Below are 16,790 nucleotides of genomic sequence, written 5' to 3' on the forward strand. Positions count from 1 at the left end.
TGCGCAGCAGAATCGGACGCGGGGTGGAGCAGCCTGGTAGCTCGTCGGGCTCATAACCCGAAGGTCGTCGGTTCAAATCCGGCCCCCGCAACCAATTAAAATTTAATGCAGTAATCATTCTGCAAAGCAGTTCGAATCACAGGAAAGCCAACGCACATGTGATTTGAAATGCGCAGCAGAATCGGACGCGGGGTGGAGCAGCCTGGTAGCTCGTCGGGCTCATAACCCGAAGGTCGTCGGTTCAAATCCGGCCCCCGCAACCAACATCTAACACCCATCCGGGTGTTTTTTTGTTTCTGACGTCTGAAAAAGCCCATTACCGCAGCGCAAGCGCCGCGGCATCAGGATCTATCCGCGCCGCGCCAGCGTTGCCTCGCTGGTAAAGTAGGCTTTAATCCCCGCCAGAATCGACTCCGCCACTTCCTGCTGAAAGGCAGCGGTCTTCAGTTTACGCTCTTCTTCGATGTTACTGATGAATGCCGTTTCCACCAGAATCGACGGGATATCCGGCGCTTTCAATACCGCAAACCCGGCCTGATCGACCCGGTTCTTATGCAGCCGGTTCACTTTGCCCATTCTGTTCAGCACTTCTTTACCAAACTTCAGGCTGTCGGAAATCGTCAGGGACTGCACCATATCGAACATGGTGTGATCGAGATAGCGATCGCCGCTTTTGCTTACCCCACCCACCAGGTCAGCGGCGTTCTGGGTTTGCGCCAGATACCGCGCGGCGGTACTGGTCGCCCCTTTGGTCGATAGCGCAAACACCGAAGAGCCACGCGCCTCACGGCTGGTAAACGCATCGGCGTGTATCGAGATAAACAGATCGGCGCGCTGCTTCTGCGCTTTGGCGACGCGTACCTTCAGCGGGATGAACACGTCTTCGTTGCGCGTCATATAAGCCTTCATATTAGGCTCTCTTTCAATGAGCGCGCGCAGACGACGGGCGATTTGCAACACCACGTCCTTTTCCCGCGTTTTATATTTCCCGATGGCGCCGGGATCCTCTCCGCCATGCCCCGGGTCGAGCATGATAACGATTGGCCTGTCGCGCCCGGCTTTTCCGGGTTGCGGCCCGGTGTTACTGGTTCCGGCAGGCGGCACCTTCTTGTCCAGCTCGCCGCTGTTGTAGTCCTCCAGCAATGCCAGCAGCGGATCCTGCTCGCTGTTGGCATTCACCGGATAGAGGTCCATTACCAGTCGCTCTTTAAATTCGGCGACCGGCGCCAGCGCAAACAGATGCGGCGTCACGTTCTGTTTGAGTTCGAAAACCATACGTACGGTTTTCGGATCGAACTGACCGACGCGTGCTGACTGGATAAAGGGATCATCACTACGGATCTGGTTGCCCACCCCTTTCAACACCGAGTTAAGGTTCACGCCTTCAAGATCCACCACCACGCGCGACGGGTTGCTCAACGCAAACTGGCGGTATTTAATTTGCCGGTTAGATTCCACCGTGACGCGGGTATAAGAGGAAGCGGGCCACACGCGAACGGCGATCACCTGGCTGCTCGCGGCAAAGCCAGGCTGGCTTACGCTTAATAACCACATCGCGCCTGCCCCTTTGATTAACTGGCGGCGACTAAATAATTTACTGGAATCCGACATGCCTCTCCCGAGCACTAAAATCTGTCACTGGCATAACAACTTAAAATCTGGACCAAAAACTTTAGCGAATGGCGTCCGGCCTGTCATCTATAAAAGGGTAAACATTGTGAGCATGCGGGTTGTTTAAGAATAGCGTGGGTAGCGCCTGGATAAAAAAGCCGCTTGCGCCACAGCCAATAAAAGAATAAAAATACATTATTTACGAATAATAATGCACTGAGAGGGTTTGCCGTGGTGAAGGAACGTAGAACCGAGTTGGTCGAGGGTTTTCGTCATTCTGTCCCTTATATTAATACCCACCGGGGGAAAACGTTTGTCATCATGCTGGGCGGTGAGGCCATTGAGCATGACAATTTCTCCAGTATTGTTAATGACATAGGGCTACTGCACAGTCTGGGTATCCGCCTGGTGGTGGTGTACGGCGCCCGTCCGCAAATCGATGCCAACCTTGCAGCGCACCATTGCGAGCCGGTTTACCACAAGCATACCCGCGTCACTGACGCCAAAACCCTGGAGCTGGTTAAGCAAGCGGCCGGGCTGTTGCAGCTTGATATCACCGCGCGCCTCTCGATGAGCCTCAGCAATACGCCGCTTCAGGGCGCGCATATCAACGTGGTCAGCGGTAATTTTATTATCTCCCAGCCGTTAGGCGTGGATGATGGCGTGGATTACTGCCACAGCGGACGTATTCGCCGTATTGATGATGAAGCGATTAACCGCCAGTTAGACAACGGCGCAATTGTCCTGATGGGGCCGGTGGCGGTCTCCGTGACGGGAGAAAGCTTTAACCTCACCTCGGAAGAGATCGCCACACAGATCGCCAGCAAATTAAAAGCGGAAAAAATGATCGGCTTTTGCTCATCTCAGGGCGTGACCGACAGCGAAGGGAATATTATTTCCGAACTGTTCCCCAATGACGCCCAGGCGCGGATCGATGAGCTGGAAGCCGCAGGCGATTACCATTCCGGCACGGTGCGTTTCCTGCGCGGCGCGGTGAAAGCCTGTCGCAGCGGCGTGCGGCGCAGCCACCTGATTAGCTATCAGGAAGACGGCGCGCTGTTGCAGGAGCTGTTTTCCCGGGATGGCATCGGTACGCAAATCGTTATGGAAAGCGCCGAACAAATTCGTCGCGCCACCATTAACGATATCGGCGGCATCCTTGAGCTGATCCGTCCGCTGGAGCAGCAGGGCATTCTGGTGCGCCGTTCCCGTGAACAGCTGGAAATGGAGATCGACAAGTTCACCATTATCCAGCGCGATAACCTGACCATTGCCTGCGCGGCGCTCTACCCCTTCCCGGAAGAGAAAATTGGCGAAATGGCCTGCGTGGCAGTGCATCCGGATTACCGCAGTTCGTCACGCGGCGAAGTGCTGCTGGAGCGCATCGCCAGCCAGGCGAAACAGCTCGGCCTGAGCAAACTGTTCGTGCTGACCACGCGTAGCATCCACTGGTTCCAGGAGCGCGGTTTTACGCCGGTGGATATTGATTCCCTGCCGGAAAGCAAAAAAGAGATGTACAACTATCAGCGGCGCTCAAAGGTGCTGATGGCAGACCTGACATAATCCCTTTCACTACTGCGAGAAATGCGTCAGCAGCCCGCTGCGCCGCTCGGTACGGGCGGTAACGGCCTGGCGCAGCACCCGTTCATCGCCATACAGCGATAGCTTTTCCCGGGCGCGGGTAATGGCGGTATACACCAGTTCGCGGGTCAGCACCGGCGCGTATTGATTGGGCAGAATCAGCGCCGCATGTTTGAATTCCGATCCCTGGGATTTATGCACGGTCATCGCCCAGGCGGTGTCGTGATCCGGCATGCGGCTGGGCGACACCGATTTAATCGTTCCGTCCGGCAGCGGGAACCAGACCCGCAGCCCCTGCCCGCGATTAAGCGCCACGCCAATATCGCCGTTAAACAGCCCGAGCGCGCTGTCGTTACGGGATATCATCACCGGCCGGCCTTCATACCATTTGGAATGTGCCGACCGGGTAATTCTGCGCTTACGGACTAATGCCTGTTCAAGCTGCTCGTTAAGCCCGCTGACGCCATAGGGCCCTTCGCGCAGCGCGCACAGCAGTTGGAACTCGCTAAACTCGCGCAGAATATCCGCCGGTTCGGCCTGCGCATTCACCTGCTTCAGATAACGATCGTAACCGGCAATCGCGTCTTCAATCATCGCCACATAATCTTCGCCACCGTTGAGCGGCTTCTGGCAGATGTCGGCGAAACCGTTGGCGAAAGCCTGATTCACGCCGTGATGGTCGCTACAGTTCACCGCCTGCGCCAGTTGCCCGATACCGGATGAACTGTCGAAGCGGTAGCTGGTGCGCAGCAGGCACAGCGCGTCGCGCAACTCGCACGCGGCGGTGGAGCGGGAATGCGGTACCAAACAGCCGGTCAGTTGGCTCAGCTCGGCAGCGCGCTCCGGCGTATAGGCGTCATGGGCGTAGTGGCAGATATCGCCCAGCACCGCGCCCGCTTCCACTGACGCCAGTTGATCGCGATCCCCCAGGAAAATCACCCGCGCGTGGGGCGGCAGCGCGGCGATTAAACGGGCCATCATCGGCAGGTCGATCATTGAGGCTTCATCCACCACCAGCACATCCAGATGCAGCGGATTGGATTCATGATGGCGCGCCCGCTGACGGCCCGGCGTTACGCCCAGCAGACGGTGCAGGGTGCTGGCATCGTCGGGGAACGCCGCTTTTTGGGCATCGCTGAGCGGTAAACTCGCCAGCGCGGAGCCTAACGATTCCGTCAACCGTGCCGCGGCTTTCCCGGTGGGGGCCGCCAGTTTGATGCGCGGCGGCGTATCATTGAGTTGAACCAGCGCGGCCAGCAGCTTCGCCACGGTGGTCGTCTTCCCGGTGCCCGGCCCGCCGGAAATCACCGATATCCGGCGGGTCAACGCCACCGCAGCAGCAACCTTTTGCCAGTCAATCACTTCCGCAGAAGCAAATAACCCGTTTAATACTTCCGCAACCCGCGAGCCGTCCACCGTCATTACCCGGTTATGCTCGCGGAAAAACGCCGCAACGGCTTTTTCATGCCGCCACATGCGATGCAAATAGAGACATTCTCCCACCAGCTTAAGCGGCGTCGGCTCTTCGCCCTCACTCACCGCATGGCTGCCAAGCAGCAGGCCGCGCCAGTCGCCCGGATTGCCCGCCGCCTCAAACAGCGTCTGCCAGAGCGGGTCGCGCCGCAAACCTGCCGCGTCGTCGGGGTTTAACCGGCTCAGGGGCATACAAACGTGCCCTTCGCCTGCGTCGCGACTGACTAATGCCGCTGCCAGCATCACTGCGGGCTCTTCGGCCGAGGCCACCATAAACGCGAACTGAACGTCCAGCGGACGCAGCAATTTCAGCTGTTGGGCCTGGTGGAGTAATTTATCCATTTTCATTGCGTCGCCAGCTCCTGACCTGCAAACAGCGCATCCATTTCATCGATTAACCGGGCATCCGGCCGGATGGTAAAAATCCCGTTTGACGGCTGGCTCGGGTCCACACCGCGCAGGAACAGGTAAATCACGCCGCCGAAATGCCGCTCGTAGTGATAATCCGGCAGCCGGTGGCGCAGGTAGCGGTGCAGCGCCAGGGTATACAACTGGTACTGCAAATCGTAGCGGTGGGACTGCATCGCCTGCACCATCGCCTCGCGGGTATAGGCTTCGCTGCCCTCACCCAGCCAGTTCGATTTGTAGTCCAGCAGGTAATAACGCCCCTGCCAGCGAAACACCAAATCAATAAAGCCCTTGAGCATCCCGCGTACCTGGCGGAAATCCAGCGGCGGGCACGGCGCGGAGAGCGGATCGTAACCACGAATTATCGCGTCGAGCCGCCGGGGATCAAGATCGGTGTCGATGGGTAAATAAAATTCCAGCTCAACCTGCTTATCCTTGGCGCCGAGTTGATTAAGGCTGGCACCGCTGTCGGTGAGCGGCGCGGCTAAAATCGCCTCGAACCAGCCGGAAAACACCCCGGCCCAGTCGCCATCGAATCCGCCCAGCTGTAGCTGTTCCGCAAGCCAGGCGGAATCGATCGGCGCGGTAAAATCGAGATTTTCAAACAGGCCGTGTAAAAAAGTGCCCGGCGACGCGCCGCGCGGGAAGGTGTGCGGCGTCATATCCAGGCTGACGGTTTCAACGCGATTGCCTGCGGCATCGATATCCAGCCGCGGCAACAGCAGCTGCGCGGCGCTGCCGCCGTGCTGCTGGAGCGCGGAGTAGCTGGTGACTCGCCAACTGTCTTTCACTTCACGCTTAGGCTCACGGGCGTCCAGTTGCAGGGCGGGCGGCTGCGGTGGCTGCCAGGGTTGCATATCAGGTTCGGCGGCAATTTCCAGCGTGATATCGTCGCCGCATAATGCCTCGAGACAGCGACGCAGCCCGGCGGCGTCCTGCGGTTCACCGCCCTGGATCAACCGGCCCAACGCGCTTTGATGCAGGCTGGTATCGCCTTTTTTCCCGCCCCGGCCTTTAAACAGCGGCGCAATACCGATGCTGCAATGCCAGACAGAGCGGGTCAACGCCACGTACAGTAACCGCAAATCCTCCGCCAGACGCTCGGCTTCAGCCAGCGCCAGGCTCTCCTCGCTGTTATCCAAATCCAGCACCGGCGCGAACGTAGCGCGATCGTGATAAAACGCCTGTTTCTGCTCGCGGTAATCGGCGATAAACGGCAGCCAGACCAGCGGATATTCCAGCCCTTTCGACTTATGCACCGTGACGATCTGCACTAAATGTTTGTCGCTTTCCAGCCGGAGCTGCTGGCTGGAGGCGTTGGCATCTGGCTCGGCGATATGTTGGGACAGCCAGCGCAGCAGCGCCGGTTCGCTGTCGAGTTGCGCAGAGGCTTCCTGCAACAGCTCCGTCAAATGCAGCAGATCGGTTAAGCGACGCTCGCCACCGGGCGTCGCCAGCAGGTTTTCGGCAATGCGCCGCTCGACCATCAGCGCGCGGATCGTCGGCATCACACCGCGTGCCAGCCAGATTTGCCGGTAGCCGTCAAACTCTTCCACCAGCGTATCCCAGGCCTCTTCATCCTGATTGATGGCGTCGATAGCGGCGGCGTTCAGGCCGAGCATGCTGGTGGCGATAGCGCTGCGCAACGCGCTTTCCAGCTCCGGATTCAGGATCGCCTGCAACACCCACAGCAAATCAAGCGCTTCCTGAGTCGAAAATACGCTATCGCGGTTGGAGAGATATACCGAAGGAATGTTCAGCGCTTCCAGCGCCTGGCGGATCACGGCGGCTTCAATGCGGTTACGCACCAGCACCGTGATATCGGATGCCTGAACCGGTCGTTGCTTATGGTTATCGCACAGCAGCGCCTTGCCCTGCGCGCCCGCATCCAGCCAGTCGCGAATTTGCCCGGCGCAGAGGGTCGCCATAGTTTGTTGGTACTCGCTCACGCCTGCGCCTTCGCCATCCATTAACCACAGGCGCATGGCCGACTGAGCCTGGCCGTTGAGTTCAAAGCGCAAGCCGTGATTCTTTTCGGCGGCCTTAACCTTCAGGAAAGGAATGTCTTTGAACATAAACGGCTGTGGGAGCTGGCTGAACAGTTGATTAACGCTCGCCACCATACCTGGCGCGGAACGCCAGTTAGTATCAAGCGTATAGTGAGCGCTAACTTCTCCACGGGCGCGCATATAGGTAAAGATATCCGCGCCACGGAACGCGTAAATCGCCTGCTTGGGGTCGCCAATTAACAGCAGCGCCGTATCCGGCTGCTTATGCCAGATGCGGCGGAAAATACGGTATTGCTGCGGGTCGGTATCCTGGAATTCATCGATCATCGCCGCCGGATAGCGGGCGCGTATCGCCTCGGCCAACGCCTCGCCGCCCGGTTGATGCAACGCCTCATCAAGGCGGCTTAACATATCGTCAAAACCCAGCTCGCCGCGACGGCGTTTTTGCATCGCCACGGTATAGCGAATCTCTTTGATGGCGCGGGCTAAAACCAGATCGCGCAACGACAGCGGCTCCGCCAACAGCGCATCGATTTCGCTAAATAGCGCATGGCGCGGCGGCTCGCCCTTTTTAGTTTTCTCATCAAGGGTCGACTGAGCGAATTTTTCCAGCGCATCCGGCAATGTATAGGTTTGAGTCTCTTCGCAGGCCCAGGCGTTAACTTTATCCAGCCAGTTAGGCAGATTGCGGCTGCTGTAACTGCGCTTATCCACACCGGAGTCGGCAATGAGCGGGCCAATATCCTCTGCCGCCGCGCGCCACAGGTTTTTAACGCGCTCAAGCCGCTCGACGATTTTTTTATGGCGGCTTTCAATAGTCTCGTCTTCTGCAGGCGGCGCTTTCAACTGCGGCGCTTCGCCCTGCAGATAACTGTTGATGTCCTGCAGTAAGGCGTGGGGCCCCTGCCATAACTCGCTTACCGGGCGCGCCACGGATTTGTCTAACGGATAGCAGTGGCGACGCCAGAAATCCGCGCACGCCTGATAGCGCAGCAGGGATTCATCTTCGATCAGCTTTTGCTCAAACGGCATCCCGGATTCAAACGCGTTGAGATTGAGCATCCGCTGGCAAAAGCCGTGAATGGTGAAAATCGAGGCCTCATCCATCTGGCGCTCCGCCAGCAGCAGGGCCTGAGCCGCATCGTTCAGATCGGGGATTTCTGCCAGCAGACGCTGAAACAGCGGATTGGCGGTATGCCCGCGCAGGCAGGCGATACGCAACTCATGGATATTGGTGCGGATACGGCCACGGAGCTCTTCCGTAGCCGCTTCGGTAAAGGTCACTACCAGCAGGGATTCCGGCATCAGGATGCGCGGATGGGCGGCGTCACCGCCCAGCCCCAGCAACAGCCGCAAATAGAGCGCGGCAATGGTATAGGTTTTCCCTGTACCGGCAGACGCTTCGATCAGCCGTTCACCAACCAGCGGTAAACGTAGTGGATCAAGGGGCTGCACGGTCTCATCGGTCATGGTTTCTCGCTTAACAGGGGCAAAGATTGTTGCAACGCACTCACGCTGTCCCAAATCTTGCCACCCTCAGGCTTCGCATAATCCGGCTTGCTGCTCTGGCTGCCGGAAACCTGCGACAGAATCGTCATGCCCTGAGGAGCAACCACGGCCTGATGAAAGAAATCGGCCAGTTTTTGGGGCGTCAGCAGTTTAATTTCGGCAATTACTTTATCACGTGAATCAAACTTCATATTGCCCCGATCGAAATCTTTGCTGACGATTGACGCTTCCTGCGCCAGAGTTTGCGGCGCTTCCAGCATTTGATTAATCACGCCCTGCTGAATTTGCGCAAAGGTGGCGTTGTCCATTTCCCGCAGCCGTTTTTCAGCGGTGGGGAAGAACGCCTGATAGCGCGCCCACAGCGCCGCGGGTTGTTTATCGCTGCTTTGCAGCAGGAAGCCCATACCCCACTGGCGGCCTACGCCCATCGGGAAAGCGAACACCGCGTAGCCTAACTGCTCTTCCGTGCGTAACTGGTTATAGAACCATGGCTGGACGATTTGCCCCAGCATGGCGCTATACGCCGAACTGACCGTCTCGCTGTAGCCTGTGGGGACAAAAACCGCAGCCAGCGCGGAGTCGGTACTGCTGCCGACTTTGTTAAAGATCGCCTGCTGCTTTTTATCCACCACAACGTCTTTGTTACGGCACCATTCATTGCCGTGGGTCGCCAGTTGGGTTTTCACCTGGCGCGCCAGGTCGGTAACCTGTTGCGCGGCCATATTCCCCACCACCAAAAACTCAGGGCGGGCGTTGGCTTTCAGCTGTTCACGGTAGCTAAGCACATCGGCAAGGGTAATCGACGGCAGCAGCGCCCGACGCTCTTCGCGCTGGAAATACGGCACCTGAGAAAGCATCTGCACCGGCATAATCGCTTGATCGTAGGCTTTACCCTTCTCAGCCGAATCCATCATCTGGGCGTACCAGGATTTCGCCTGCGCCAGTTGTTGCTCGTCCGGCGTAAAGCTGAAATACCCTTCAAGCAGCGTTAAAAACAGCTTCGGCAAACGCTGGGTATAACCATCCGCATTGACCATCAGGCCATTGTTGGCGTTAGTAGAAAAACTGATACCGCCAACAGAAGCCTGATTGCTAAGCTGGTCGAGCGCCAGACCGGCAAGATAATCATTCAGCGCAAACAGCACCTGGTTTTTGGCGCTATCCATCGCCTGCGGATTGCGCAGAATTACCGAGATATTCGCCTTCGGTTCGCTGGCGAAATAGCGGCTCGGCATATACACCACGCGCAAATCCTGTTCATCGACCAGCAGTTGCGGATGCTTATACGACTTATCCGCCTTGATCAGCGTAAAATCGTCAGGAATATAGGGGTTCAGCTCCGGCAGTTGTAGCTTGATGGACTGCGCTTTTTGCTGCCAGTTCGCCAGCGTCGTAGCAGGGATTTTTTCAACCTGATACGGCGCTTCCACAAAGTAAGCTTTCTTGTTGTGCGGTTCATTGGGGCTGATATACCAGATGCGGGCGTTTTCCGGCGTCATCATGGTTAAGCGCGCGTTGATTTCCTGCGGATCGAAGCGATCGGCAATATTGACCGCATCCAGGGTATGGGCGACAGGCACGCGGATCATGGTATCCGCCAGCCACTCTACATAGCCCATATCACGGGAAATAGACGGGTAACGGAAATCGAGATCCAGGACATGCGCCAGTTCATCGAAGTAACGTTTATCAATGCCCTGGTTTTTTAATAAATTGATATAGCTGAATACCGCTGCGACGACCTCGTCGCGGTTTGCCAGCCCTTTATCCGTCAGGGTCACGGAGATAGCGAAAACCCCGCTGTTGCCATTGACGATAGGATCGGAATCGGCGCGCACGCCTTCAGCCAGCCCCTGCTTTTGCAGCCAGTCAGACAGAGTATCGGCGCTGCGGTTGCCGATCAGGTAGCCAATCAGCTCATCGGTTTTACTGCGAAATTTATCGGTGTTGTTGTTGATGCGAAATTCAATGCGCACCACTTTGCGCGGCATCACTGGCACATAGTGAATAAATAGCCCTTTTTGCGCATCGGTCACCACCGGCACGTCGATAGTCGGCTTTTCGATATTTTTATTCGGTACCCGCCCATAGGTTTGCGCCGCAATACGCGCCAGTTCGGGTAGCGGTTTGTTACTGTAAACCACCGCTTTCATCAGATTGGCGGAATACCAGGTATCGCGAAACGCCACCAGTGCGTCGTGCAACGGATTGCCCGGTTTATCGCTTAACGTTTCCAGGTTACCGCCGGAAAACTGCGATCCGGGGTGTTCAGGGTTGATGGTTTCTGCGCTGACCTGAGCCATACGCATACCGTCTCGCGAGCGCGCCATGGTCAGTTCGGCATTCACCGCGTTTCGCTCGCGCTGCGCATAGGCTTTCGACAACGTCGGCTCGGCGATGGCGTCCGCCAGACGATCCACGGCGCCTTCCAGCGCGTTGTTTTCCACTTCCAGATAAAACGCGGTGCGATAAGGCGCGGTGCTGGCATTATGGCTGCCGCCGTGCATCTTCAAAAATTCAGCGAGACTATCGGGCTGGGGATATTTTTTCGATCCCATCAGCGTCATGTGTTCCAGGTAATGCGCCAGCCCCTGGTGATCTTTCGGATCTTCCAGCGAACCGACCGGCACCACCAGCGCAGACAGCGATTTGACTGCCTGCGGGTCGTTAACCAACAGCACCACCATGCCATTATCCAGGCGAATCGCCTGATATTGACGGGGATCTTTTTCACTTTTACGGATGGTTTCCTGAATCGGTTGCCAGCCCGTATCCGCCTGGCTGACGGGTGCCCAGAGGGCAACGGAAAAGAAAAGCGCGGCTAACCAGGTGCGGCAATTAGGCATTCACGAACCTCATAATCACGAAACCTCTTGTGCTATTCATCATCAATTCAATGTCTTGTTATGACGGTTTTACCCGTAATCGTCGCACCCCTGTCTGGATGAGATGCGCATAGTAAATGAACGCCTTCGACTGTGCAATTTTTATACAGTCATTCTGTTTGATTGAAACGAAATAAGGGCAATAAATAACGCTGCGCCTGCTCGATAATGGCATCGTAGTATTCTGGCTCCAGCGTGCGCCACAGGCGTTGATACCACATATCCGCCCCTTCGCCTTCAATATTGTAACTACCGGTCCAGGCCTGAATCAGCTTGTTGCGCGCCTTTTGCTGGGTTTCGTCATCCCACAAGATGGTATCCGTTTCTTTGTCATAACAGGCTTTTAACCATTCACCGCCGGACTGCGGCAAGACGATCAAGGGCTCGGTTAAGCCGGCCTTATAGCCTTCGATTAACATCAGCAAATACCCTTTCGCCTGCTCCGCGTCCATTGGCGGGAAATGCCAGCGCGTGGATTTTCGCCCATACAACCGGCTACTGCCGTCACGTCCACAGGCACAATAGACAAGATGCTCCAGCCAAAGTTGCATACCATGTTCAACCCGCAATACCGAAGGCCGCCAGCGCAGCAGACCGTCTGCCTGAACCTGCGGCAGCCAGCCGGTAAGGCGATGCCCGTCGAGATGAAGGTCGATTTCCATGTTTTCACTCTCGCAGCGCAGGGCGATGATCTCATCGGCCATGGTTTGCATTTCCGCCAGTTGCTCTTCCCAGAACAGTTCACCAAAGGGGCCATACGGCAGCGAGCCGGCGGCTTTATAGCGGCGGAACAGCGGTTCCGGATCCTGCTGTTCCACCAACGTCGTGAGCAGATCCTGATTGAGATAAAATTTATCTAGGCTGTCGAGGGTAAAAGGCTCGGTGTCCATTAACTCCACCTCTTCGGCGTGGAAATTCACCCGCAGCCTCATCTGGAAGAACGCCCGCACCGGGTGACGCCAGAAACGCGCCAGTTGCTCCAGAGTGATTTCCGTAGTTTCAAATGGCGTCAGCGGATGGATAAACGAAGGCTGCGCCTGCCCTTCTCCGCAGGCAGCGGGCAGCCATTCACGGGCATAGCTCTGCCGCTCATCTCCAACACGAAAATTTTCCGGCTCGAAGGGGGTACGCGGGTGCAGGCGCGTAATGTGTTGCTTAACGCGGCGGGCGCTTTCATCGCAATTGAGCGAGGCATCACCGGGCAGGTAATGGCTTTGCGCCACGTAATCCACCAGTTCCTCCACCAGCACCGAGGGATAGCGCTCCGCATTGTCCTGCACCGAACGGCCAATGTAGCTAATGTAGAGCTGATGCTGCGCGGAAATCAGCGCTTCAAGGAACAGGTAACGATCGTCATCGCGGCGGCTTCGATCCCCCTTGAGCGGTTTATCGCTCATCAGATCGAACCCCAGCGGTGACAGCGTACGCGGGTAAACCCCGTCGTTCATACCTAACAGGCAGACAACTTTGAACGGGATGGAACGCATCGGCATGAGCGTACAGAAATTCACCGGCCCGGCTAAGAAACGCTGGCTGATGCGCTCCTGGTCGAGACGCGACGAGATCTCATCACGCAGCAGGCTCAGCGGCACCTCTTCACCGTAGCGGGAGGCCACACCCTGCTCGATCATGGCTTGCCACTGCTGTTCGATCAGCGTTATGGCCGCTTCGGTTTCACTATCCGGATCGAACAGGCTTTGCAGCAGATCGCGACACACCGGCAGCCATTCCACCAGCGGCCTGTCCTGGCTGAGTCCCGCGCGCCAGATGTTCAGTTGCATCAGCAGGTCTGCCAGATTACCTGCCAGTTCGGCAATCAAACCGCTCGACTCATCATACGGCAGGATTGACTGCCATTCCCCGACGCGGCTCTCCATGGCATAGCCCAACAGCATACGGGTCAGGCCGAAATGCCAGGTGTGTTGACCCGTTGCCGGCAGGTCGAATTCGCGAACGTTGTCATCATCCATCCCCCAGCGGATACCGGCTTCGGTGACCCACTGGCGTAGATAGCGCAACCCCTGTTCATCGATTGAGAAACGCGCCGCCAGCGCCGGGACTTCCAGCAGCGCCAGCACGTCTTCTGCGGTGAAACGGCTATCCGGTAAAGAAAGCAGGGAAATAAAGGCCTGAAGCGCCGGATGCGCCTGCCGCGCCCGGCGGTCGGAAATCGCGTAGGGGATCCGGCGATTATCGCGCGCCGCGCCAAATACCGCCTGAATAAACGGGCTGTAGCTGTCGATATCCGCCACCATGACGATGATATCCCGCGGCGTGAGCTCGGGATCGTCTTCCAGCATTTTCAGTAATCGATCGTGCAGGATTTCCACCTCACGCTGGGGACTATGGCATACGTGGATCGTCAGGCTTTGATCCTCAGGATCGAGCAGCCTTTTGCTTGCGCTATTTTCATAAGTTTCCAGCGTGACGCCTGCCACCGCATGGTTTTCCAGCTCCAGCAAATCGCACTGGATACGATGCAGCAGATTATCCGGCGTGACATCGACAAAGGCGTCAAGCTCCTGGAAACGCTCCAGGCCGGAAAGCAAAAACAGATAATCGCGCCCCAGTTTGCCCCATGAGGCCAGCAGCGGATTTGCCGTCTCCTGCTCGCCGTTGGCGTTAAAAAGCGATGAGGCCAGCGCGCTGTCCTGAAACAGCGGCGTATTTTCATCGCTACGGGTTCTCTGGCGCTGGCGGCTCAGCAATTTCGCCAGATAGCTGGCGTCTTTAATATCACCCCAGTAGTAGCGGCACGGATTGGTGAACAGCAAGTGGATATCAATATGTTTACCCAACGCCTGCAACGCTTCCAGGTAGACCGGCGGCAGAGCGGAAATGCCGCAAATAAACACCCGCTCAGGCAAACCCGCGGGGCGCTCCGTCGCTGTCTCCAGGGTGGAAATAAAACGCTGATAAAGATTGGCACGATGCCACTGCGGCTGATTCAGCTGATGGGTTAATTCGACCAGCGCTTTCCAGAGCGGCGCCTGCCATTGCTGTGATTCGCCGATGCCCTCTACACGCTCATCCGCCTCCCAACGGGCAAGCCAACTGGGCCGATAAACCAGATATTGGTCGTACAGATCCGCGATGCGTACAGCGAGCTGGAAGCACTTCCGTTTGTCCGCGTCATCTTCAAGGTAGTGACGAAGCATGGCGAATTCCGGGCGTTCGAGCATTTGCGGCAGTAGCGTCATCAGTTTCCAGCTCATGCTCTGTTTACTGAACGCGCTCTCCGGGGGAATATCCTTGAGTACCCGCACGAACATATCCCAGATAAAGCTGGCAGGCAGCGGAAATTCAATGTTCGCTGCGATACCAAACTTTTTTGCCAGGGTCATTTGCAGCCATTGCGCCATCCCGGTGCTTTGCACCAGCACCACTTCCGGATCGAAGGGATCGGGCTGAGGCTGTTGCTCAATGAGATACTCCATGAGCTCCTCAAGCACATCCAGACGATTCGAGTGGTAAACCCGCAACATGTAAATACCTCATCAGATAACTTACCGGCATTGCAAACGGGATAATTCACCCCGCCTGCCCGCTGGGCTGGTAACAATAACCGAAATGCTGACACATCCAGCCGTGGATGTCTGCCCCCGCGTAACCGTCCAGCCCGACGGTGGCGGTAGCGCCTGGCGCTCAACCTGTTGAGCGGCGATTCGCCACAGCTCCCGATACTGCCATAACGACTGGAAACTTAACGATAAACCCCGGTGATATCCCATCAGCGCTGAGATCACGACTCCATAAAGCGCCAGCGCCACCAGGACTTCCGTCAGGCTAAATCCGCTGTCTTTACTCGTTGTCAGGGAAGCTGGCATAAGATTGGCTCGCTTAATGGACAGCTGTCGATCCAGCCATTCGCAGAGAAAGTCACGGTTGCCCCCTGTTTGCCCCAACGCCACAGCGTGATTGGCTGACTATCGCTTATCCCCTGCGCCGCCAGCAGCACATCGCCTTTTTGCCCGGCTTTAAGACAAGCCCGCCAGCCCTCTGTTTGCATGGTCTGGCATTGCCATTCGCCGGTGGGTTGCCAGTTTATCGTCGTTCCCCATGCCTGGGCAGATAGCGCCGCGTTAAATGCGCGGATGGCGTCGCGTTCATTGAGCAGCAGCGGCGTCTGGGCGCGTAAATGCTGGTCGAGCCCGTGCAGTAGCACGCCGCCTAATACCAACAGCATCATCACCATGCCGATGGATGAAAATCCGCTTTGCCGGTTCACTGGTTATACCCGACGATCTGTTGTACGACGTTCAGGCTACGAGTCGGGTCCTGTGCCATGGCCGCGGAGAGAGAGATCGTGATTAATGGTTTTTGCCCCGCCCTGTCAATTTTCGCTACGGTAAAATCGTCAATCCTGAACTGTGCGGGGTCGGTCAATCGTTCCCAACCTTTGCCGGTGCACTGCGTCGCGCCGCGCTGGATCTCAATATTTCTTTCCCGCAGTCGGTAGCCGGTCTGCTCTGGCTCTGAGGCTGTGGCACCGTCCCATTTACCATTGTGATTGGCGTCCCACTGCACAATCAGGCAGTGGCCGTCGTCGAGAATCTCCATCCCTTTGCCGGGACATTCGCCGTGGCAGTATCCTGCCCGCTGCGCCTGCTTAGCGATGCCGAATGCGAGTTGCCACACATCTTCTCGCATCAGGTTTAACTGAGATTGCTGTAGCACCGCGCGCTGAAGGGACGGCAGTAGTCGCATTGTGCCGATCATCAGAATACTGCTCAGCGACATCGCCACTAACACTTCCATCAGCGAAAAACCACGCGAGGCTAACATGCCGCCCCCGTTGAGATATTACAGGCGCGTATACGGCCCCAGGCGGAAACGATGATTTTCCATTCGCCGCTGTCGTTACGCAGCCGGATGTGCCCCGGCCAGGCGGTATTGCGCAGGCCGAAAAAACCTAAACCCGGGGTGATGTCCAGCAGTTGAACGTCTGGCGATGGCATCACGATATGCCAGGCAGAACGCGTTTCACAGGTGGTTTGATCCTCTGTCTTACTGCCCATGCACCACCCCTTGCCCCCCTGGCGAGCCCATAACAGATGGTCGCGGTTATGCCAGTTAGCGTCTTCCCGCAAGAAGGTAAGGAAATCCCTTAGCTGTATCGCAGCTTCGCGCAGCTGTTGCTGCTGCTGCCAGTCGCGCCAGCTGTACATACCTGCGCCAGCCAACGCAGTGACAATAACCATCACCACCATCATTTCCATCAGCGTAAATCCATCAGTACGTATTTTCATGGCGGCACGGTGCCATAAAAAAAGCGCGCCGATGAGCGCCAAAAAGCGCAATTACGAGATATGCC

The 16,790-nt window shown here is 57.0% G+C and carries 10 protein-coding genes and 2 tRNA genes; 3 read left to right on the forward strand and 9 right to left on the reverse strand.

Annotation, left to right across the window (positions count from 1 at the left end; all coding sequences use genetic code 11):
• The first annotated feature begins 17 nt into the window (after positions 1-17).
• Both FHW74_RS08895 and FHW74_RS08900 read left to right on the forward strand, forming a co-directional pair.
• Positions 18-94: transfer RNA gene (locus FHW74_RS08895), tRNA-Met, on the forward strand.
• A gap of 92 nt (positions 95-186) precedes the next feature.
• Positions 187-263, forward strand: a tRNA-Met gene (locus FHW74_RS08900).
• Between the two features lie 85 nt (positions 264-348).
• On the opposite strand, the gene amiC is transcribed toward FHW74_RS08900, so the two are convergent.
• Positions 349-1,611 carry an N-acetylmuramoyl-L-alanine amidase AmiC gene (amiC, locus tag FHW74_RS08905; RefSeq protein ID WP_183170090.1) on the reverse strand — a complete coding sequence of 421 codons (1,263 nt, stop codon included), beginning with the start codon at positions 1,609-1,611 and terminating at the stop codon, positions 349-351.
• 231 nt (positions 1,612-1,842) lie between these two features.
• Here amiC and argA point away from each other — a divergent pair, with 231 nt between their 5' ends.
• Complete coding sequence (argA, locus tag FHW74_RS08910; protein ID WP_183170091.1) at positions 1,843-3,174, forward strand: amino-acid N-acetyltransferase; 1,332 nt, start codon at positions 1,843-1,845, stop codon at positions 3,172-3,174.
• 9 nt (positions 3,175-3,183) lie between these two features.
• Here the strand turns inward: argA and recD are convergent, their stop codons facing one another.
• The 8 genes from recD to FHW74_RS08950 form a co-directional block, all read right to left on the reverse strand.
• Positions 3,184-5,013: an exodeoxyribonuclease V subunit alpha gene (gene recD, locus FHW74_RS08915; RefSeq protein ID WP_183170092.1), complete on the reverse strand. Its 1,830-nt coding sequence runs from the start codon at positions 5,011-5,013 to the stop codon at positions 3,184-3,186.
• The gene (recB, locus tag FHW74_RS08920) at positions 5,010-8,552 is read right to left on the reverse strand and encodes an exodeoxyribonuclease V subunit beta (protein WP_183170093.1); all 3,543 of its coding nucleotides are present in this window, start codon (positions 8,550-8,552) and stop codon (positions 5,010-5,012) included. The genes recD and recB overlap by 4 nt, the downstream gene beginning before the upstream one ends.
• Positions 8,549-11,437 (reverse strand): pitrilysin, encoded by a 2,889-nt coding sequence (gene ptrA, locus FHW74_RS08925; protein ID WP_183170094.1) that lies wholly within the window; start codon positions 11,435-11,437, stop codon positions 8,549-8,551. The genes recB and ptrA overlap by 4 nt, the downstream gene beginning before the upstream one ends.
• A gap of 149 nt (positions 11,438-11,586) precedes the next feature.
• On the reverse strand, positions 11,587-14,961 hold the full coding sequence (gene recC / locus FHW74_RS08930; protein WP_183170095.1) for an exodeoxyribonuclease V subunit gamma: 3,375 nt from the start codon (positions 14,959-14,961) through the stop codon (positions 11,587-11,589).
• 21 nt (positions 14,962-14,982) lie between these two features.
• The gene (locus FHW74_RS08935) at positions 14,983-15,303 is read right to left on the reverse strand and encodes a prepilin-type N-terminal cleavage/methylation domain-containing protein (protein ID WP_183170096.1); all 321 of its coding nucleotides are present in this window, start codon (positions 15,301-15,303) and stop codon (positions 14,983-14,985) included.
• A complete protein-coding gene (locus FHW74_RS08940; protein WP_183170097.1) occupies positions 15,288-15,704 on the reverse strand; it encodes a DUF2509 family protein in 417 nt (138 codons plus the stop codon). The genes FHW74_RS08935 and FHW74_RS08940 overlap by 16 nt, the downstream gene beginning before the upstream one ends.
• Positions 15,701-16,261: a prepilin peptidase-dependent protein gene (locus FHW74_RS08945; protein WP_183170098.1), complete on the reverse strand. Its 561-nt coding sequence runs from the start codon at positions 16,259-16,261 to the stop codon at positions 15,701-15,703. The genes FHW74_RS08940 and FHW74_RS08945 overlap by 4 nt, the downstream gene beginning before the upstream one ends.
• Positions 16,255-16,725, reverse strand: a complete 471-nt coding sequence (locus FHW74_RS08950) for a prepilin peptidase-dependent protein (protein WP_183170099.1) — start codon at positions 16,723-16,725, stop codon at positions 16,255-16,257. Before FHW74_RS08950 ends, FHW74_RS08945 begins: the two co-directional genes overlap by 7 nt.
• Positions 16,726-16,790: the final 65 nt, after the last annotated feature.

This window comes from Atlantibacter sp. RC6 (genome assembly GCF_014193285.1).
In the GTDB taxonomy this organism is placed as follows: Bacteria; Pseudomonadota; Gammaproteobacteria; order Enterobacterales; family Enterobacteriaceae; genus Atlantibacter.

Excerpts from the sequence above, each read along its gene's own strand:
- amiC (WP_183170090.1), bottom strand. The coding sequence starts at position 1,611 with ATGTCGGATTCCAGTAAATTATTTAGTCGCCGCCAGTTAATCAAAGGG.
- ptrA (WP_183170094.1), bottom strand. The coding sequence starts at position 11,437 with ATGCCTAATTGCCGCACCTGGTTAGCCGCGCTTTTCTTTTCCGTTGCC.
- FHW74_RS08950 (WP_183170099.1), bottom strand. The coding sequence starts at position 16,725 with ATGAAAATACGTACTGATGGATTTACGCTGATGGAAATGATGGTGGTG.
- FHW74_RS08945 (WP_183170098.1), bottom strand. The coding sequence starts at position 16,261 with ATGTTAGCCTCGCGTGGTTTTTCGCTGATGGAAGTGTTAGTGGCGATG.
- recD (WP_183170092.1), bottom strand. The coding sequence starts at position 5,013 with ATGAAAATGGATAAATTACTCCACCAGGCCCAACAGCTGAAATTGCTG.
- FHW74_RS08935 (WP_183170096.1), bottom strand. The coding sequence starts at position 15,303 with ATGCCAGCTTCCCTGACAACGAGTAAAGACAGCGGATTTAGCCTGACG.
- recC (WP_183170095.1), bottom strand. The coding sequence starts at position 14,961 with ATGTTGCGGGTTTACCACTCGAATCGTCTGGATGTGCTTGAGGAGCTC.
- recB (WP_183170093.1), bottom strand. The coding sequence starts at position 8,552 with ATGACCGATGAGACCGTGCAGCCCCTTGATCCACTACGTTTACCGCTG.